The organism is Mesorhizobium sp. M0571 (assembly GCF_040320985.1).
In the GTDB taxonomy this organism is placed as follows: domain Bacteria; phylum Pseudomonadota; class Alphaproteobacteria; order Rhizobiales; family Rhizobiaceae; genus Mesorhizobium.
This window is the reverse complement of sequence record NZ_JAMYQT010000027.1, coordinates 1-19,488: the sequence shown is the minus strand read 5'-3', so window position 1 is coordinate 19,488 and position 19,488 is coordinate 1. Positions and strand designations below refer to the sequence as shown.

The following is a 19,488-nucleotide window of genomic DNA, read 5'->3' as shown; positions in this document are numbered from 1 at the left end:
TTCGAAAGGGGCCGGCCCATGCCGTTCATAGAAGTGGAGGTGGCGGCGCGGGGCCGGATCAGGCATATCGGAGGTCGGCCCCCCGGGCTGTCGGCGGAACCGCGCGTACATCATCCCGGCAACGCCAGACGCTCGTCCGGCATCATGCGGGCTTCGGCCTGGTGGCGAATGTCGGGACCGGCATGGCGGAGCATGGCGCACCAGTCTTCCACATTGTACGTCATCGCCATGCTGCCCCTGGCCAGATCGTAAATGACGCACGGCTTGTTCGCGATGGCGAGCCGAAGCACGTTGACGGCCGTCCCGGGTGATGCACCGTCCCAGACCATCATCCCAAAGTCGGCGCGCCGCGCCATCTCCCGGTCCTTGGCAGCGTGGAACCAATACCCGTGAGCGCCTTCAGGAGACGGGACATAGTAGGCGGCCCAGTCGCCCAGATTGTTGCGGGGTTCCTTGCCCGCATGGAAGACCCCGACATGTTCGTAGCCGTAGCCAGCGAGCAGGCCCTGCGCCTCGGCATCGGCTCCGGGCGCGTCGCCAATCAGCACGCCGTGCTCGGCAGCAACGATTGCGCCGATGCGAGCGATGGCAGGTTCCGGCAGCTCGAATATCTCGCGTGATCCACCTATGAATATCATCGACATCGTGACTTTCCCTTCTCTCCAGCGTCCCCCGCCCCGCGCCGGCCGCCCTCTCCCTCTGGCCCTGCGCGAGGGAGCGTCACCCGAAGGCCGAGACGGCGAAGCCGGCTCGGGGAACGGCGGGACGCCGCGACGAGAGCCCGGCCGGCCGCAGGCCGGCGCGCCCGGACCCTGCCGCTGCCGGAGGCGTTACGCGCGTGGAGCTAATGGCCTTTGTCGGCCAGCCAGAGGTTCATGTCCTGGATCGAGCGCATGAGCACCGACGGATTGTCTCGCCCAGGAATGAAGCCCCAGCTCTGCCAGTAGCGCTCGGCCTCGGCGTCGATCGCCCTGACAATGACCGCGCGGCCGCCAACAACATCGGCCCCAGCGATACAACGCTGCAGCGCGTCCTTGACCAGTCCGCTGCCGATGCCCTGCCCTGCATAGCGTTGATCGACTGCAAGTTGCCCGATCCGGAGACAGGGGATCGGATCCGGCGGTCATGCGGCGCGGATCGCGCGTGGCGCGCTGTTTGGTTGGATCACACCCTCAGTCCGTAATTGCCGACCACGGCCCCGCCATCGTGAACGACCAGGACGCGGGTGAAGCGGCGGCCTTGGTTGGTTCGCGCAAATCCGGTCAGCCGGGCATTGAGCGCCGGCCTGCCGCAGCCGAACGCGTCGAGCCGGTGCGTGTCATCGAGCAGTTCAACGGCTGAAATCGCCACCTATCGTTCCCACGGCGCTGACCTGCGCAGACGCTCGGCCGCCTTTGGCGATGGAGCCGCGGCAGGCGGCGAGATCGCCTGCATGAACGCGTCATAGGCGTCAGGCGAGAGCCCGATGACGGTCTCGTTCAGGACCGCGGTCTGGGCTTCATGGAGTGCTGCGCGGCGCATGAACTCGGTGCGCGACAGGCCAAGCAGTTCCGCGCCGCGGTCGATGATGGTGAGATCATCGCTACGAAACCGCATCGAAACGGATATCTTCCTATTTGCGGCGGCGGCCATGCTGCGTTCCTTTCCTGAATGGAATACGTCGGCGCAAAGCAGCATGACACCGGATTTGCGTGACGAAGCCATTCCTGTTCCCGTGACCGGCGTAAAGGCATCGGCAACGGCGGACTGGTCCGATCCGAGGTATGCTCCCTGCCGCAAAAAGAGAAGGTCAATCCAGGCGGCTGACGCGGCGGCCCTCGCTGCGCGCTTCGATAAAGGCGCCTGCGATCTTCATCATGAATGCCTTGCTGAAACGACCGAGGGGCTTACCGTCGGATTCGATGTACCAGGTGCGTTCGGCAATATCGTAGTTGTATTCGTCAACCACGATCCAACAGCGCTTGAGATCGGTCAGACCGGCGCGGCGGCACTCGATAGCGGAGACTTCCAAACCGACCCGATCGCCGGGCGGTGGCTGGGTGCTTATCGCCAGAGCGCGAGATGGGTCCGGCCATCTCTTGCGCCGCGGACAGCGATGACCACGCAGGTCGGCCGGCTCTTGCGGCCTTCCGTTTCGCCGCGCTGGTGTTGCCATGCCCAAAGATACGGGTAGGAAATTACCTGACCTGGCAGAAATCTACCGCTCATCATCGTATCCTTCCCCGCGCGCCAATCGGTCGATCTCGGCGGCGAAGAGTTCCGTGTGTTCCTGCGGCATCTCGGAGACACGGTATGCGCGGCGGGGATCGCCGCCGATGAGCATCCGTTCGTAGTGCTCGTAACTCATCAGCACGAACCGGGGTTTCCGGTGCTTGGTAAGAATAACGGGTTCGCGGCTGGCAACGTCGGTGACGTCGCCAACCTGTTTGTTCAGATCCCCCGTCGTGAATTGGCGCATGGCTGGGCTCCTTGATCAGTCCCCATATTATCTGGATTTTCTAGATTTGCAAGAAAACGGCGCTTACGCGCCGCCCTCCGCGAACCGCCACACGGGGATGCCAAGCCCACGCGCCTTGTCGGCAAGGTTTTCGGTGATGCCGGAACCGGGAAAGACGATCACGCCGTAGGGCACGACCGAGAGCAGCTGATCGTTGCGGCGGAACGGCGCCGCCTTGGCGTGCCGGTTCCAGTCTGGCTTGAAGGCGATCTGGGTGACCTTGCGGTTCTCTGCCCAGCAGGCGGCGATGCGCTCGGCGCCGCGCGGGCTGCCGCCGTGGAGCAGGACCATGTCGGGATGCTTCTCGCGAGCCTTGTCGAGCGCGTCCCAGATCCGGTCGTGATCGTTGCAGTCGAGGCCGCCGGCGAAGGCGATTTTGGTGCCGGCCGGAACGAGCACCTCGGTTTCGGCGTGGCGGCGGGCGGCGAGGAAGTCGCGGCTGTCGATCACCGCTGCGGTCATTGCCTGGTGGGAGACCTTGGAGCCGGTGCGCGGTCGCCATGCCGATCCGGTTTGTGCCTCGTAGAGGTCGGCAGCCTCATCGCGCATGATTTCGAGCACGTTGCGGCGCTCGATATAGGTGATGCCTTCCGCGGTGAGCCGTTCCAGCTCGACCGATTTCACCTCGGAGCCGTCCTGCTCCTGCTGGCTCGAACGCTGCGCCTCCTCATTGCGGTCGAGGCTGCGGGCGACGCGCTCGGCGGCGCGGTGGAAGACGTTTGCGAAGGACCAGAGCAGGTCGTCAAGATCGGGTTCGAGCCTGGTGTCGCCGAGCATGCCGGCGAAGGTCTCGACGATCCCGGCGAGGCCGGCCCGGATCACCTCGTCGTCGGGAAGTGGCCGGGGATCGGGTTCGTCCTGATGCGGGCGATGGCCGTACATCTGCAGTTCGAGGATGACGCGGTCGGTCGGCGAGGAGGCGTGGTAGGGCTCGTAGGCGTCGTCGAGCGGAAGGTCGTAAGCCATGGCGTGTCTCCGTCGGTTGTGGCCGCGGCTATCGCGGCCTGACAGCGCATCCCGGCCGCGCCCCGGACGCGGCCGCACCGAAGGCCGAAGCGCGAGCGGAGGACGGCGCAGCCGTTGCGGCCGCGTCCAGGGGGTGGCAGGGGTCGCCTCTCGGGCAGGCCGCGGGCGCGGCCTCTGCGGTGGACCGCGGCCATGCCTGCAGGCTATCCGGCGACGCCGCCCCTGCCCGCCTGCCGGCCCGACCCGTTCACCCGGGCGGCAGGAAGAGACGGGCATCTTCCGGAACGAGCTGATCGCTAAGCCATGCCGCGAGACGGCCGAGGCCGAGATGACGCAGATCGTCGTTGAAGTCGCCGAGCTGCGGCCGCAACACCAGGGCGAGGATCCCGGCCTCGCCTGCGCGCTGGCTGAGACGCTCGATGCCGTGCCGGCCGGCGGCGTCGGCATCGGCTGCGATGTAGAGGCGGCGGCAGCCGGGCGGAAGCCTCAGGCCGGCAAGGTGATTGGCCGAGGTGGCGGCGGCCACCGGCAGCACCGGCATCACCACCTTAAGCGACGCCATCGTCTCGAACCCCTCGCCGGCGGCCATGACCGGGACGGGGGCACCGGGCTGGTGGCCTAGCCAGATGCCGTTGCCAAGGAGATCCCCCAGCGAGCGGCGTGGATCGGCGAGTTGCGCCTTGCCCTGACCCGAAGGATCGAGCCAGATGCGTTGTAGACCGGTGATACGCCCGTCGAGGCTGGTGACAGCGGCAATCAGGGCAGGCAGCGTCCGCGTCTCGCCCGTTACGAGATCCCTGTAGTAGCAGCCGGGATGGAAGCGCAGCGCGCCCTCATGCGGGGAGAGCAGAATGCCGCGGCAGGCAAGATAGTGTTCCGCCAGCGTGCCCGCGATCGGCTGCGACATGGCGAACAGGCGACGCGCGGCGTCGGGAGAGCCGCGTGCCGCGGCAGGCTGGCGCTGCGCGCCAGCGGGCTGGGGTGGGAGCTGGGGCGGTGGCAGCGGCATGGAGAGGAAGCGACGTGCTTCATCCGCGACTTCGCGGAAGTCGACCAGACCACAGCTTTCGCGGATGACATCGAGCAGATCGCCAAATTCGGAGGTCGCCTCATCGACCCACTTACCCGCAGGGCCCTTGGAACTGGTCTTGAGCCGAACATGCATGGAGCGGCCGCGCGTGTTGCGGACATCGCCGACCATCCAGTAATTGCCGGAGCGATGGCCGTTGGAGAGATATTCCCGGCACACCGCCTCGGCGTGTTCGCCAAGGCGGCGTGCCAGCTCGGAGGCCGAGCCGGTCATGATCGCCTCCCCTCAAGTCGCCGAGGTACGGTCGGTGACACCAACCAGCGTATGGCGGTCGAGGAGCGCGGCGAGGATGGCGGACCCTTGCGCGGTCGTCGGGATGAACAGCCGGAGCTTCCAGGCGATGATCTCGGAGATCAGTCCCAGCGCCTTCAGCCGAGGGACCATCGCGTCGGTGAAGCCGATCAATTCGACACGATAGTCGTTCATGACGCGGCTGCGGCGCACAATCAGGCCATCGGCGAGCTGCAACCCGATCCGCCCCTCGATCAAGCCGGTCCATGCCTCGTCCGGAGCGAGGGTCGGAACATCGTCGACCCCGAGATTGCGCAACATGGTCGCGACCAGCGTCGGCGCGATGTGGCGCCCGATGATGCGTTCGCCGGCGTCGGTCTGCATACGATAGACTCGACAGTCGTCGTCCGGCAGCCGACGCCAGATCGGCAGCAGCAGACCCGTCACGATATGAAAGGTGCTGGTGATGAAGTCCGGGACGGCGGCGACTTCTGCCTGCCACAGGTCGCAGAACAGTTTTCGGTCGGCCGGCTGCCAATGGGTTTCGGCAAGGGCGTCGAGACCGAAGCGCAGCTCGTCGGTCGGCCGCAGCAGGCGTACGCGGTGCTCTATCGTGCCGTCGTCGAGCATCAGGCTCGCCGTCGGCAGCCGGATCGCCGCGCGGCTGGAACGTGTGTTCACCAGCAGAACCGATTGCGGCTCCGCCCGGACAATGGCCAGTGCGTCGACCAGGCCGAGCGGCCGGATACGGTCCTTGCGCGCGACGGTCAGCACATGCGACTGCGCGCCGGAGACCGGGTGCGCGTAGACGGTGCGGCGATCGGTGACGACGATGCTTTCGGCCGTGATCGTCTCCAGTCCCTTGTCATAGTTTCCGGCGGCGATCGCGCCCTCAACCTTCGCCGCCATCAGCTGCTCGAACACCTCGAACAACAGGTTCTGGGTTTCGATGCGCAACGCCAGCAGGCGATTGAGCCAGGTCGTGATCGGCGGCAACTCGTCGCGCAGCCCGCCCTCGTCAGTCGTCAGCGACAGCCCGGTCACAGTCTCGAAGGTCGTGAGCGAGCAGCCCTCGATCCTGCCTTGGTGCAGCAGATGATAGAACTGCCGCAGCGCCGCGCGGGCATAGGCGCTTTCGAGATTGTCTTCGGCACGGAACAGCCCTGCCCCGCCGGTCTGGCGCTGGCCGCGCGTGATCGCGCCCAGCGTGTCGAGCCGTCGTGCGATCGTCGACAGGAAGCGCTTGCCGGCCTTCACGTTCGCGGCCATGGGCCGGAACAGCGGCGGTTGCTTCTGATTTGTGCGGTGGGTCCGTCCGAGACCCTGGATGGCGTTGTCGGCGCGCCAGCCGGCCTCGAGCAGATAGTGCTTGCGCAGCCTCTGGTTCTTGACCCCGAGATCGGCGTGATAGGAGCGGCCTGTGCCGCCGGCGTCGGAGAAGATCAGAACGCTCTTGTCGTCATCCATAAAACTCTGGGTTTCTGCGAGATTGGCCGAGCCAGGGCGGTTTTCGACGGACAGCCGGTCGATGCCGTCGCGGCCGGTCTTCTTGACGATACGCCGGGTGCGGCCGGTCACCTCGGCGACGGTGTCGGTGCCAAAGTGGTGGAGGATCTGATCGAGCGCGCTTCCGACCGACGGCAGCGATGCAATTTTTTCCATCATCTCGTCGCGCCGGCGAACCGCCTCGCGGCACTGGACCGGGTTGCCATCTTCGTCGTGGACAGGACGCGAAAGGACGTTGCCCTCCGCGTCCGAATATTCCTCGAACAACTGAGTGGAGAAGGAATGCATCAAGTACCCGCCGACGTAATATGCCGCGTCCGCATTATGCAGAGCACGGCGGGTCAACTCTTTGATCTGCTTTTTCATTTCCTCATCTCCACTTGGCATAATCATGATGCCTCTGCTCTCAACAGCAGAAGGACACCCCTCATGGCTTCCCATCCCAACTCTCGCTCTGGCGGCGACCACCGCGCCGCCGTTCTCGACGATCGTGCTCTCGTCCATGGCTATCTGGCGCAGCACCCCAAGCTCGCGGCAGGTGCCCTGAGCGCGGCGCGACATTTCCTGAAGTGGGCAAGCGCCCATGCTATCGCCTACAAGGATCTTGATGCGGCAGCGGTTGATCGTTTCGCGCGGCATCGCTGTCGTTGCGGGCGCTATAGACCGCGCCAGCTGCGTGACCCGGTCTACATGACCGATGTCCGCCGTTTCCTCCGCTATCTGGAGAATGCCGGGATCGTGACCCTTCCGACCAGTGTCGAACGGTTGGACAAATACCTGCCAGAGTTCGCCATCCGGCTTAGAGCCGTCGGCTACAGCAAGGTGACCTATACCGGGCGACTGAGTCAGGCACAGCATTTCGCCGAATGGATCTTGCAGGCGCGTATTCCTGCAAAGGAGATCACTGACGTCACCATTGAACAGTTTGCTATCCACAATTGTCGGTGCGGTATCCGAACCAAGCGGGGCCGACGGGTAATTGGCACGGGAACCAAGGATCGCCGTCGCGGTGCTCGTCGTTTCGTCAATTTCCTGCGTGACCAAGGCGTGATCGATCCCTCTGCGCCACCCGATACTCTCGAGAGCGATCCGCGACTGGACGGTTTAGCCCAATGGCTGCGCCGCGAGCGTGGGGCGACGGAGGAGACGATCCGGCGCTATCGGCAAGAAGCCGGACGTTGGATCGATGTTCTCGGCAAGGATCCGGCGCACTACAATGCAGCGACAATCCGCTCGATCGTTCTGGATCAGGGTCCGGAACGATCGCGCTCTTCGATCCGAATGACGGTGACCGTGCTGCGCGCGTTTCTGCGCTTTACCGTCAGCCAAGGGCTTTGCGCCCCATTTCTGTTGCATGCAGTGCCGCCAGCAGTTCGACGGAAGCTATCAACCGTTCCGCGCGTGATCCCGGCGGCAACGATTGAAGATATCATTGCATCCTCTGGCACGACGACACCGGTTGATATCCGGGATCGCGCCATCCTCCTCCTGCTCGCGCGAATGGCGCTGCGGGCGGGGGATGTGTGGCAGTTGCGCCTTTCCGATATCGACTGGCGGGCCGGTCGATTACGGTTGCATGGCAAAAGTCGTCGCGGGACGATGCTACCGTTGCCCCAGGATGCAGGTGATGCACTTCTCGCCTACATCGAGGATGCGCGGCCCGCCGTCTCGACGGACCGGGTATTTCTGCGGACTCAAGCGCCGTTTACTCCGCTGCGGTCTTCGGCCGAGATCGCCGGCATCGTCGCCCGCATCCTGAAGCGTGGTGGATTTTCCCACCTGCCGACAGGATCCCATGTGTTCCGTCACTCACTGGCGTCCGCCTGGCTGCGCGACGGCGCCGATCTTGATCAGATCGGCATCGCACTCCGGCACGCCTCTCGGGACACGACGGCGATCTACGCGAAGGTGGATGTCTCGATGCTGGCAGCCGTTGCCCAGTCTTGGCCGGGAGCAGCATCATGATCCAACGCCACGTCAATCGCTATATCCAGTTGCATCGCGCCCTCGGTAAGAAGTTCGATGCGCAGGAACAGGCACTGAGCCAGTTCGCTGCACTCGCCAGCGAAAGAGCCGCCACCATCATAACAGCCGAGTTGATACTGGAATGGGTGCGTGAAGCGGCTACGCCGAACGCCGCCCGTATCCGTTTTGGCCTCGCTCGCGCCTTTGCCGAGTTTCTGCACGGTGAAGACCCACGGCATGAAGTGCCGACCGCAGGGCTGATGGGCCGCGGCAGAAGGCGGCGGCCAGCTCCGTACATTCTGATGCCGGATCAGATCGCAAGCATCATGGCGGAGGCCCTGAAGGTGCCGGGCTTGGCTCCGATCAGCCCGCTTACATATCATCATCTGTTCGGATTGCTTGCCTCGACTGGGCTCCGCATTTCGGAAGCTATTTCCCTCCGCTGCGATGATCTGACGGATGACGGCCTTATGGTTCGCAGCGGCAAGTTCGGTAAAAGCCGCCTCGTCCCGTTGCACGCTTCAACCCGGACTGCGCTTGAGCAATACCTTGCCGTCCGACGGGAGTTTGGTGGCGCAAGCGACATCTTTTTGTGCTCGGTCACGGTCATGCCCCGACCAAGACCAGAGCCCATGTGGTCTTCGTCCGGATTGTCAGACAGCTCGGGTACCGCAACCCGACAGGGCCGGATCCCCGGCTGCACGATCTGCGCCACACCTTCGCAGTGCGATCTCTGGAATCCTGCGGGAATGATCCGCAAGCTATTCTGCGACACATGCGTGCACTGAGCACTATCTCGGCCATGCCGAGGTTGCCAACACCTATTGGTATCTTGAGGCGACACCTGTCCTGTTGCGCACGATCGCTTCAGCAACCGAAGGCGCTTTCGTCGGAGGTGCGATATGACTCCGCTCGCTCCTGACCTTTCCGCGTTCCTGCAGAGCCACCTCCCAAACGAACGTGGTGCAAGCCCGCATACAATCTCGAGCTACGCGCATGCGTTCACGCTCTTGCTGCGTTTCGCCGCGGCCCGTCTCAAACGACAGCCCTCCGACCTCATGATCGAGGATCTCGATGTCGGGCTGGTGAGAGCATTTCTGCAGCATGTGGAAGAAGGGCGGGACAATACCGCCCGTTCTCGCAACGCACGGCTCTCGGCGATCAAGGCGTTTTTTCGCTTCGTCGAACATCGGCAGCCGGCCTGCCTGGAACAGGCCATGATGATCCGCGCGCTACCGGTCAAACGAACGGACACTCGGCTCATCGACTACCTGACACGGGAAGAAATCCGAGCGCTGCTTGCGGCGCCTGACATCCGCACGCGCGGCGGCCTGCGTGACCGCGCGATGCTCCATCTCGCCTATGCCGCGGGTTTGCGGGCATCTGAACTATTGGCGATGCGGATGGGAGACTTCCCTGATAGGTCGCTTTCCAGCGTCCGCGTCCTCGGCAAGGGACGGCGAGAACGTATTCTGCCACTCTGGAAAGAAACTCAGGCCGCATTGCGTGCATGGCTGGCCGTTCGCCCGTTCGGTCACGGTCCAGAACTGTTCCTGAGCCGGGACGGCAAACGCATGAGCCGCGATGGATTCGCGTACCGGCTCCAACTGCACGTCGCCAAAGCCGGTAAAACGGTGCCGTCGATTGCCGGCAAAAGCGTCACGCCGCACGTGCTTCGGCATAGCTGCGCCATGCACACGCTCCAGGCAACCGGAGACGTTCGCAAGGTGGCGCTGTGGCTCGGCCATGCCAGCATCCAGACCACCGAGATGTATCTGCGCGCCGATCCGACCGAAAAGCTCGCGCTTCTCGACGCGCATCATCCCCCGCTGATCAGGGCTGGCCGGTTCCGGGAGCCGTCGGACAAGCTGATGGCCGCTCTCGCGGCCGCAACCAACCCACGGCACCAGTAAATCTGGAACAGCCATCATGAAAACAGTGCCGGGCGGCCTCCGCCCGGCACCTATGATTATGCCAAGTGGAGATCAGGAAATGAAAAAGCAGATCAAAGAGTTGACCCGGCGTGCTCTGCATAACGCAGACGCGGCATATTACGTCTTATCCCGAGTTCGGGATAAGACGTACTCGCGCGGCGTGACGTCGACATGCAGATCCGACCATTCCTCGGTTGGGATCTCGGCAAGGCGTCGTACCATCAGCGCTTCGCCGGTCGAGACGATCTGCACGACTGCCGAATGGCCGTCGGCGAGGTCCTGCTCGATCGCGCCAATCAGCGTTGGCGTCATCATCGAGGTGATCAAATGCGAGAAAAAGCGCTGCTTGGTGCTCTCGAAGGCCGAGCGCGCCGCAGACTTGGCGTTACGGTTCAGCGTACCGGACTCATTGGTGATGTTGGTCGCCTCGAATGCGGCGGTCAGGTTGTTGTGGATGACCTCGAATGCGTCGGCATAGGCGTTGTAGATACGGATCTGTTCCTCGGTCAGCGCGTGCTCGAGCAGGTCGTATTCGACACCGTCATAGGAAAGCGAACGGGCCGCATAGAGACCGAGCGACTTGAGATCGCGGGCGAGCACTTCCATCGCCGCGACACCGCCGTCCTCGATCGCGGCGACGAATTCGGCACGGTTGGCGAATGGAAAATCCTCGCTGCCCCAGATGCCGAGACGCTGCGCATAGGCCAGGTTCTCGACCGCGGTCGCACCGGTCGCGGAGACGTAGACGACGCGCGTCGGGAAGGGTGTGCTGCAGCCGCAGACCCGCCTTGCCCTGCTGCGACGGGGCTACGTCGCCGCGCTCGCTTTTGCCGCCACCGGCGTTGGCCATGGCGTGCGCCTCGTCGAAGACGATCACACCGTCGAAATCCTTGCCGACCCAGTCGAGGATCTGAGCGATCCGGGATTTCTTGCCCTCCCGTTCCTGCGAGCGGAGCGTCGCATAGGTCGTGAACAGGATGCCCTCGGCAAGGCCGATCGGCGTGCCCTGCCGATAGCGCGAGAGCGGCTGGACGAGAAGTTTTTCCTGGCCAAGTGCAGCCCAATCGCGCTGGGCGTCTTCAAGCAATTTGTCCGACTTGGAGATCCAGATCGCACGGCGGCGGCCCTGCAGCCAGTTGTCGAGGATGATGCCGGCGACTTGCCGTCCCTTGCCGCAGCCGGTCCCGTCACCCAAAAACCATCCACGGCGGAAGCGGACAGCGTTCGCAGCGCCTTCTGGCGCGGCCGAGACGACATCGCAGGTCTCGTCAACCGTCCAGGCGCCGGTGAGATGGCCGCAATGGGCTTCACCCGCATAGACGACGCTTTCTAGCTGGGCGTCCGACAGCAGGCCTTCGTCGATGATCGCATCGGGAAGAAGCGGCCGATAGGAAGGTTTTGGTGGCGCGACGGCGGCCATTGCGGCCGACTGCACGAGCGGCGTCGGATGCGGCTTTGCGCGGGGAATGTCGATCGACTGGAGCGCGTACGGTTCGTAGATCGTGTCGGTGAGGCGGCCGCTCTGCTGCGGCATCCAGTCGCGCAGCTCATAGGCAAGTGGCACGGCCCGGGTGCTGCTCGCCATGACCGGGCGGCTGGGCACCACCCGCCGGGCGGCCGCACGGACCGGCCGGATGACTGAAGCAGCTGGCGAGGCGGCCACAGGTGCGGTTCTTGCTCCCGATCGGCCACCCATGTGCATGGCGGCACTGCGCAGGATGCCGCTGGACAATGCACCGATTGAGTCCGGAAAGCCGCCCGGTGTCCGGGGCGGCAGGGCGGAGATCCAGGAGAGCAGCGTCTCGACATCCATGGCCTTGCGCGGCGAGGCGACGAAACGCGACGGATCGGCGGCCGGCACCTTGTCGATGATCGTCAGGCGGGTCTCAGTGGTGGTTCCGTGGCGGGCGTAGACGCGGCCGTCGATCGCCGCCGTGAAGATGACCGTGCCCTGCTGCTGCAGGCGTTCGAAGGCGAGCCGCCATTTCGGGTTTTCGGGAGACAGCCCGGCGCCGGTGATGGCGACAAGACGACCGCCCGAACGCAGGCGTGCGAACGCGGAAGAGAGGTGCCGCCATGCCGCATCGGCGACATGGCCGTCGACATAGGCGCCGACGCTGAAGGGCGGATTCATCAAGACGAGGGACGGCTCAATGGCCGCGTCGAGATGGTCGTCGATATGGGCAGCGTCGTGCCGCGAGACGGGGAACCGTGCAAACAGCAGGCCGAGGAGATCGGCCCGCGTCGCGGCAAGCTCGTTGAGGGCGATCGAGGCGCGCGCCATCTCGGCATGAACGGCGAGCAGACCGGTGCCGGCCGAGGGTTCGAGAACGAGGTCGCAAGATGCGATCGCCGCGGCGTGCGCTGTCACGAAGGCGAGCGGCAAGGGCGTCGACAGCTGCTGCATGGCCTGGCTCTCGTCGGAGCGTCGCGTATGGGTGGGAAGAAGGTCGGCGATGCGCTTGATCATCGCCAACGTTGCCTGCGGCGTGGTGGACCGGGACAGGATCGCAGGGCCGAACCGGCGCAAGAACAGCACCTGGGCGACTTCGAGCGCCTCATAGGCGTCCTTCCAGATCCAGAACCCTTGCGCATCGCTGCCGCCAAAACTTGTCGTCATGGCGGTGCGCAGTGCGGCGGCGGTGACAGGCTTGCCCTGCTCGAGGATAGGCAGAAGCTGCATTGCCGCCTGGTGGATCGCCTGTGCGTTGTCGATGGCGGCGGGCGCGGGCGCGTCGAGGGGAGCGGCCGTCCGGGCGCCGGCCGATGTGGTCGTGACGATGTTCATGGAGATGTCCTTCGCGAGAGGGGAGTTGCGCCCGCCGGCACTCTCCCTGCGCCAGCCGGGCCGCACTCCTCCCGGCTCCCTCTCCCTCTGAGACCGGTTCACTAAGCGGGTTGCGTTCTGCGCAAAGCCATGACTCAATGCGCGGACAGGGATGCGGCGGCGACCTGGAGCTGTGGAGGTGATGCGACGCTTCAGAATTGGCAGTGCGGTCTACGAGGAGGCGGCGCCTGAGCTGCAGGCGGCGCTGGCGAACGCCTATGCCCGCACCGAGCGTCCGCTATGCCTGTGCCGCGAGCCGGGCTGCCCGATGTACATCGCCCGCATCGGCGCCCTTCATCTGATCAAGCGCATGCCGCTGAGCGGCGGCGGGCATGATCCATCCTGCGATTCATACGAATCGCCTTACGAGCTGTCCGGCCTGGGCGCCTTGATGGGCAGCGCGATACAGCTCGATCCGCAAAGCGGCATGGCGGCCCTCAAATTGGACTTCAGCCTGTCGAAGACAGGGAGCCGCGCAGCATCCGTGCCTGCGGGGCAAAATTCCGACAGCGTAACCGCCGATCCCAGGAGGATGTCGCTGCGTGGCCTCCTTCATTATCTCTGGCACGAGGCCGAATTGACGGTCTGGACATCCCGATGGGCCGGCAAGCGACATTGGTGGAATGTCCGCTGGCATCTGCTCGAGGCTGCCGGGCAAATGACGGTGAGGGGCGGATCGCTCGCGGATATCCTGTTCGTGCCCGAGCCGTTTCGGGCCGAGAACAAGGAAGCGATCGAACAGCGTCGCAACGCGGTTCTCGGCATGGCGCTCACGCCGAAATCCGGCCCACGAAAGCTACTGGTTCTGGTCGGCGAGGTGAAAGAGATTGTTCCTGCCCGATCCGGTCAGAAACTCGTCATCAGGCACCTGCCCGGCTTTCCCTTCATCATCGATGATGCATTACACCGCCGTTTGCAGGCACGTTTCGAGAAAGAATTGTCTCTGTGGGCAGCGGATTCAAGCTCGCATCTCATGACGATCGCGACGTTCGGACTGAACCCGGCCGGCCTCGCCATTGTCGAGGAGGTCGCGTTGATGGTGGTGTCCGAGAACTGGATTCCCTACGAGACGGTCCCGGAGAAAAGGCTTGTCGATGGGCTCGCCCGCCTTCGCGAGAAGAGCGTGAAGGGATTGCGCTTTGACCTGCAACCCGACCAGCCGATCGCCAACGCTTTGCTCCAGAACAGGGATGAGCCGATCGCGCTCTTTGTCGTTCCGGCCGGAGCAGACGAGAACTACGAAGCGTCGCTCGACGAAATGATCGCCGCACGACCGGAGATCGGCTCCTGGGTGTGGCGGGTCGGCGAAGGCGATATGCCGCCGCTACCGCCTTGAGCGTCGGCGGAATTTCCGTCGATGCTTCAGTATGCCTTAGGCCAGGCCCAGCTTCTTCTTGAGCTCGGCATTTTCCTTGCGCAGACGGTCGGCAAGTAGATTCTTAAGGCGCTTGTTTTCTTCTTCGAGTGCGACAAGATCGCGAAGATCGCCGCTGTCGGAGGAAGGTGCGGCAGCCCTCTTCCAATAATAGTAGGTCTGCTCGGATATGCCGGCCTGGCCGACCGCAATCTTGCTGGTCGCGCCGCCAGCGATCGATTTCTCGATCTGGGCAAGCTTCTGGGCGCGTTCCTTCTCGGAATATGTCTTGCGGGCGGTCTTCGCTGCCACGGGAGCTTCCGCGGCTGGGGGCGCAGGTTTCGCTCCGTTTTTGCGGACCGGCTTTACGAGCTCTGCCTTCGCTTTCTTTGCTGCCGGAACTCTCTTCTTGGATTCAGGCACTTCCACTTTGGCTGGGGCTACTGTCGTCTGAACAGTCTGAGCGTCCTGAAAATCGGCCATGAGATACTCCGCTTGTGGTTTTTCCCCTTCTTCAGCATCAAGGGGCCTTATACTGAAGTCAATGACCCGGGAATTTGGAACTGCAGCATGAGCCTGCTGCGTCATCTCCGTGGCAATTTTGGACAGGTCGAGATCGCCCCAGATCGAATGGCTTGGCTTTTGCTTGCCGCGCCTCTGTTTCACCTCCACGATGAATGGCCGGATCTGGCGCTTCATAGTCTGTTCCTGATGTGAGCATGACTTGCAAGCCAAGTCGTTTGTTCGTGTTAGCGAGTACCCGACGTATCGCTTTCGTCGTGCTTTATCGGAGAAACCCCGCAACGAGCAAGCGGTGTGTCATGGGCCTAGGGCAACCGGCTCAATAAACGGGGGCAAACATTCCTACCGAGAGAGAGCTGTCTCATACACGCCATGGCTCAGGCGTCTAGCCGGCGGAGTGCGATGACTGTGCACAATCGGGCTGGAGCGATTGCAATCCTTATATTCTTGGGAACTAATCTTCTCATGGCGGCGGATGAGCTGGACGCGCTTGTTTTCGGGATGGCGGTCGACAGCGTTCGTGCGCTTCCTGTTCCTTTCGCGGAAAAAGTCGCGGAAGTCGCCCACAGAAGCCAGGGCGTCGTGCTTTTCAATTTGCGCGTCGATGGCGACATGGAACTTCAGCGCGTTGCCGCCATCCGGTATCCAAGCAATCAGACAGGCGTTCTGGTGCTGGATAAGCAAGGCTTGTTGACCAGCCATTGCATGGTCAATGGCACTTTCTCCTGCTTTATCGCTCCGTTGGAGGACTGGAACACGCTGCCGCTCGGAACTCAGGCCAGGACGAGTATCGCCGGCCCGGCCAGCCTGTTCATCGGCGCTTTACGTAATGCCGGGTACCTCCCGCGTGGCAGGCACTGACCCCAAGTTTTGCTGAGGGCCGGATGCTTATATCGTCGGCGCAGTTGGCCATACGGTCTCGCATGTCTCAACAGCTTGAGGATGGGCCGTACGCGGGTGCATCCATTGAGCGAAAGTCGGTCACCGTGATGGAGACGCTTCACCGCCGAAGCGCGGTTCTTATAGATGCCCATCGTCGTCTTCCTTCATCAGCTCCGACGCAATCGGACTTTGGACAGGAACTCGTCGATCTCGAGATCCGACAGATCATCGAGCAGCTTGAAGACAGCACCATGCCTTCCGGCGTTAACGAGAATCGTGCGTTTGCCGCGATGTTCGGCCCACCCGGTCTCGGGGTCTGCGTTGCGGGCGGTCCCCCTGAGCTCGACAGGGATTATGTTCCAGATCGCCTCGAGCTTTTCCGCGCGGGTCATGCTGTCGCTCGCGCCGGTCTCGTGGGCGATGATGGCGGCGCGCATCTTGTCTGGCGACTGCCGATCCGTGAGATCGCAGAAGCCATGAAACCAGCGCTCGCGGCCCCAGATCCGGATCGCGAGGAATACGCTGGTGACGTTGCCGGCCTTATACTCAGAAATTCCGAACATGCCGGTGCGCATGAAGAGCGGCGGCAACAAATCGAGCATGAAATGGTATTCGGACGCGGTGATCTCGAACCACTCGGCTGAATAGGGAGTGCCGGAAAGCGGATCGATGCCGGGAGTGTCTTTGTGTCGGCTGAACAGTTGAAACATCTGCTCGCGGGTGGCAACGCCGTCGAGCACCTTCCTGAAGGGTGGATATGCGGTCATGGGGTCTCCTGAACGCAGCTCGGCCACGCGCGGCATTACCGCGCCATGGCAACTGCTTGCTGTATTGTGGCTGGCGACGGGCAGAGTCCGCGGCCGGCGCGTGCACTGGCGATGATGGGATTTGCAGGGGTTTAGGCGGCGCGTCGCTCAGAGGAACACGAAGCGTCTCGACCAACCCCGGTGATGGCACGGACGGCGGCGGCGAGCGCCGGAATGTCGTCCAGCATGCCGAGTGCGACGAAGTGGTTGGCCCCGCCGGTATAGTCCTTGCGGCCCTTGCAGGTGCGGATCAGGATGCCGTGACCTGAGGACAAACCGAATTGGCCGACCTGGATGTAGGCGCGGTCATGGTGCAGGGTTATTTCACCGGAAACGGCTATGCCCGCCTTGTTCGAGCGCAGGTCAAAGCTTCCCTGCGGCAGGGCAAGTTCGGCGGCGAGTTTCTTCAGCCGTGAACGGGCTATCGTGTGGAAACGTCTCTTCTGCTGCTCGTCGTAGGAGCAGCTTCTGTTCCAGTCGAACATGTCGATCTCCATGAAACGCAAGCGCCCGGGGTCGCGATGGCGATCCCGGGCTCGAGAGTGAGTTGGAACTGAAATGGGTCCGACGGGAGTGCCGGGCCTGGTGCGAGCGGGAGGTCGGTTATTCGGCGGCCTGGAGGTGGTCCGCCTCGTCGCCGTCGATGGTCACCGGCTCATCGGCGGACGGATCCGCATCGTCGGCGAGGAAGGCCGGCAGCTCAGCGGCACCGCCGTCGAGGGCTGCCTCGTCCGACATGTCGCCGGCGACCGCGTCGCCAGCATCGGTAGCCACTTCATCGACCTCAAGGCGCAGCGGCTCGGGCAGCCAGTTCGATCCTTCGAGAAGACGGGCGGCTTCACGGGCCATGATGTCCTTCTTCATGTGGTCGATCAGCTGCGCGGAGTCTGCGCCACGCGCTTCACGGACAGCCTGTAGAATCCGCGTCTTAGTGAGCCGCCCGAGGAACTCGACCGTAGGCGTCCAGCCGGCGTCGAGCATGTCGAACTGGAGCGAGCGGCCAAGCACGTCTGCATGCTCGAGCGCCTTCGCTCGCCTGTTCCAGGGTTCGACCACCGCATTGAGGGTCAGCGAGACGCAGTGCGCGAACAGCGCCTTGCGGCTTGCTTCATCGAGACCGAGAAGGAAGTCCCACAGGCCATCCGCCTCATTGGGCAGATCGCGATCCCACGCTTCGTGCCGCTCGGCGATCTCCTTGGCCCACGGCGTTTCGGCAAGGCCATCGACTTGGCTGAAGCTGCCGCTCTTCAGGCTAATCTCCAGGCACGTGTCCGGCGCGAAGCGATAGAAGACCTGCAGGACGAAGGCATGGAGTGCGGCGACGAAGGCGATGTCGACGTCACCGGCGAGCGCGTTGCGCAGTGCCAGCGTCCGCTGCGCGGTCAGGTCGAAGACGAGCCGATCGGGCAGTGGCTTTATGCCATCGTCCTCGCCGTCATCGCCAGAGGTGTCGTGCACCGGTTTTCCGTTGACGACAACACCATCGCCATCGTCGTCGCCATTGGTTCGGGTTCCGCCGTCGGCGCCCTGTTCCTCGCCCTCATCGAGGTCGCCGGTTTCGGTCCCCGGCTCGTCCTCGGACCGCACGAAACCGGCATCGACCTGGAGCGTACCGTTCGCGGCAAGCGTGACGAACACACCGGCGATGGCCTTCTGTGCGGGATCGTAGCTTTGAGGACGATCATCGATCGCATCGAGCTCGGAACCCAACTGGTCGAGCTTCGCCTCGATTGCTTCATCGGCATCCTCGGCCTTGGCATAGTCCGCATCCAGCTTGTCGTATTCGGCCTTCAGCGCGTCGTAGCGTTCGATCTCCTCGGCGCTGAGCTCTTGCGCCTCGGCGTAGATGCGCCGCATGCCGGAGGTGTGGCCATAGGGAAAGCTGATCGCGGCCTCGATCCATTTCCAGCCTTCGGCGCGGATCACCTCGGCATCCACCTTCAGCCTGTCGAAGACAAGCTGCTCGAGGAGTGCGGCATCCTGGAACCAGCCGCCGGAATCCTGCTCGAACAGATCGCGAAGGATGACCCCGCCCGCAGCCTCATAGGCTTTGGCACCGACATAGACGGCACGGCGATCATCGGCCCGCACCGTGGTCTCCGTCAGCAGGCGCCTGATGTAATAGGGTTCCTGCATCTCCGAGCTGGAAATCCGCTCCCAGACCTGCTCCTGGCGCGCGTGATCGTCCGAGATCGAGAAGGCCATGATCTGCTCAAGACGGATCTCGTCATTCTCGTAGAGCTCGAGAAGCTTTGGCGATACCGATGCCAGCCGCAGACGCTGTCTCACTGTGGCCGGCGACACGAAAAAGCGGGCGCCAATCTCGTCCGGATCGAGGCCCTGATCGCTGAGCGTCTTGAAGGCCCGAAACTGATCGAGCGGGTGCAAGTCGGCGCGCCGCAGGTTTTCAGCAAGAGAGTCCTCCTCGGCCGAGGTCTCCTGCCCGCGGTTGACGATGCAGGGGATTGGCTCGTTCTTAGCCAGGCGCTTTTGCTTGATGAGGATGCCGAGCGCCAGATAACGCCGCCCGCCGGCGGGCACCTCGAACGTGCCGGTCTCCTCGCCCTCACCGTCGAGCACGGGACGGACGTTCAGGCTCTGGATCAGCTTTCGCCGTCCGATGTCTTCGGCCAACTGCTCGATCGACACGCCGTCCTTGATGCGCCGAACATTTTTCTGCGACAACATTAGCTTGTCATAGGGAATATTCTCCGCGGCGTTCATCGCGATCTTCTGAATGGCGTTCTTTGCCATGGTCAGGTTCTCCATAACGGGCGGCCCGGGGCCTCTCCCCGAACCTCCAAGCCCGTCAGTGCGCCAAGCACAGCCCTCTAACTCTTTGACCAGAAAGGAGAAAAGCCGAGTTGGAAGACTAGCCACCAACATCTCCGGAGGGCGAAAAACCCTC

At 63.5% G+C, this 19,488-nt stretch carries 16 protein-coding genes and 3 pseudogenes; 5 read left to right on the top strand and 14 right to left on the bottom strand.

The annotated features are described in order from the left end of the window. Positions 1–110: 110 nt before the first annotated feature. From NKI85_RS25960 to NKI85_RS25920, 9 genes and pseudogenes are all read right to left on the bottom strand, one after another. Entirely contained in the window at positions 111–644 is a 534-nt protein-coding gene (locus NKI85_RS25960; protein WP_352528302.1) for a hypothetical protein, read from the bottom strand. Between the two features lie 200 nt (positions 645–844). Continuing rightward, the gene (locus NKI85_RS25955; RefSeq protein ID WP_352778774.1) at positions 845–1,054 is read right to left on the bottom strand and encodes a hypothetical protein; all 210 of its coding nucleotides are present in this window, start codon (positions 1,052–1,054) and stop codon (positions 845–847) included. 110 nt (positions 1,055–1,164) lie between these two features. Then, a complete protein-coding gene (locus NKI85_RS25950) occupies positions 1,165–1,350 on the bottom strand; it encodes a hypothetical protein (RefSeq protein WP_352528304.1) in 186 nt (61 codons plus the stop codon). Next, complete coding sequence (locus NKI85_RS25945; RefSeq protein ID WP_352528306.1) at positions 1,351–1,632, bottom strand: type II toxin-antitoxin system TacA family antitoxin; 282 nt, start codon at positions 1,630–1,632, stop codon at positions 1,351–1,353. It abuts the gene before it with no gap. A 157-nt stretch (positions 1,633–1,789) separates the two neighbouring features. Then, positions 1,790–2,208, bottom strand: a pseudogene (locus NKI85_RS25940) (hypothetical protein). Continuing rightward, on the bottom strand, positions 2,198–2,458 hold the full coding sequence (locus NKI85_RS25935; protein WP_352528308.1) for a type II toxin-antitoxin system prevent-host-death family antitoxin: 261 nt from the start codon (positions 2,456–2,458) through the stop codon (positions 2,198–2,200). The pseudogene NKI85_RS25940 and the gene NKI85_RS25935 overlap by 11 nt, the downstream one beginning before the upstream one ends. Positions 2,459–2,521: 63 nt before the next feature. Continuing rightward, positions 2,522–3,463, bottom strand: a complete 942-nt coding sequence (locus NKI85_RS25930; RefSeq protein WP_352778743.1) for a DUF2493 domain-containing protein — start codon at positions 3,461–3,463, stop codon at positions 2,522–2,524. A 247-nt stretch (positions 3,464–3,710) separates the two neighbouring features. Beyond that, the gene (locus NKI85_RS25925) at positions 3,711–4,766 is read right to left on the bottom strand and encodes a DUF7146 domain-containing protein (RefSeq protein ID WP_352778741.1); all 1,056 of its coding nucleotides are present in this window, start codon (positions 4,764–4,766) and stop codon (positions 3,711–3,713) included. Positions 4,767–4,778: 12 nt separating this feature from the next. After that, positions 4,779–6,596: pseudogene (locus tag NKI85_RS25920) on the bottom strand (strawberry notch C-terminal domain-containing protein); the annotation flags it as partial. A 123-nt stretch (positions 6,597–6,719) separates the two neighbouring features. On the opposite strand from NKI85_RS25920, the gene NKI85_RS25915 reads away from it, so the two are divergent. The 3 genes from NKI85_RS25915 to NKI85_RS25905 all read left to right on the top strand — a co-directional run bounded on the left by NKI85_RS25915 (position 6,720) and on the right by NKI85_RS25905 (position 10,168). Then, positions 6,720–8,255: a tyrosine-type recombinase/integrase gene (locus tag NKI85_RS25915; protein WP_352528314.1), complete on the top strand. Its 1,536-nt coding sequence runs from the start codon at positions 6,720–6,722 to the stop codon at positions 8,253–8,255. Further along, positions 8,252–9,043, top strand: a complete 792-nt coding sequence (locus NKI85_RS25910; protein ID WP_352778738.1) for a site-specific integrase — start codon at positions 8,252–8,254, stop codon at positions 9,041–9,043. The genes NKI85_RS25915 and NKI85_RS25910 overlap by 4 nt, the downstream gene beginning before the upstream one ends. A gap of 114 nt (positions 9,044–9,157) precedes the next feature. After that, on the top strand, positions 9,158–10,168 hold the full coding sequence (locus NKI85_RS25905) for a tyrosine-type recombinase/integrase (RefSeq protein ID WP_352528318.1): 1,011 nt from the start codon (positions 9,158–9,160) through the stop codon (positions 10,166–10,168). Positions 10,169–10,330: 162 nt separating this feature from the next. On the opposite strand, the pseudogene NKI85_RS25900 reads toward NKI85_RS25905, so the two are convergent. Next, positions 10,331–12,977 (bottom strand): annotated as a pseudogene (locus NKI85_RS25900) (strawberry notch-like NTP hydrolase domain-containing protein); the annotation flags it as partial. A 181-nt stretch (positions 12,978–13,158) separates the two neighbouring features. Between NKI85_RS25900 and NKI85_RS25895 the strand changes: the two are divergent. Next, the gene (locus NKI85_RS25895; RefSeq protein WP_352528320.1) at positions 13,159–14,352 is read left to right on the top strand and encodes a DUF1173 domain-containing protein; all 1,194 of its coding nucleotides are present in this window, start codon (positions 13,159–13,161) and stop codon (positions 14,350–14,352) included. A 36-nt stretch (positions 14,353–14,388) separates the two neighbouring features. Here NKI85_RS25895 and NKI85_RS25890 read toward each other — a convergent pair whose 3' ends face one another. Continuing rightward, the gene (locus tag NKI85_RS25890; protein WP_352528322.1) at positions 14,389–15,069 is read right to left on the bottom strand and encodes a transposase; all 681 of its coding nucleotides are present in this window, start codon (positions 15,067–15,069) and stop codon (positions 14,389–14,391) included. Between the two features lie 288 nt (positions 15,070–15,357). Between NKI85_RS25890 and NKI85_RS25885 the strand changes: the two genes are divergently transcribed. Beyond that, positions 15,358–15,753 (top strand): hypothetical protein, encoded by a 396-nt coding sequence (locus NKI85_RS25885; RefSeq protein ID WP_352528324.1) that lies wholly within the window; start codon positions 15,358–15,360, stop codon positions 15,751–15,753. 188 nt (positions 15,754–15,941) lie between these two features. Here NKI85_RS25885 and NKI85_RS25880 read toward each other — a convergent pair whose 3' ends face one another. The 3 genes from NKI85_RS25880 to NKI85_RS25870 all read right to left on the bottom strand — a co-directional run bounded on the left by NKI85_RS25880 (position 15,942) and on the right by NKI85_RS25870 (position 19,334). Continuing rightward, positions 15,942–16,577, bottom strand: a complete 636-nt coding sequence (locus NKI85_RS25880) for a DUF1419 domain-containing protein (RefSeq protein ID WP_352778735.1) — start codon at positions 16,575–16,577, stop codon at positions 15,942–15,944. Positions 16,578–16,672: 95 nt separating this feature from the next. After that, positions 16,673–17,065 (bottom strand): hypothetical protein, encoded by a 393-nt coding sequence (locus NKI85_RS25875; protein WP_352528328.1) that lies wholly within the window; start codon positions 17,063–17,065, stop codon positions 16,673–16,675. A 118-nt stretch (positions 17,066–17,183) separates the two neighbouring features. Beyond that, positions 17,184–19,334 carry a ParB/RepB/Spo0J family partition protein gene (locus tag NKI85_RS25870; RefSeq protein WP_352528330.1) on the bottom strand — a complete coding sequence of 717 codons (2,151 nt, stop codon included), beginning with the start codon at positions 19,332–19,334 and terminating at the stop codon, positions 17,184–17,186. Between the last annotated feature and the right edge of the window lie 154 nt (positions 19,335–19,488).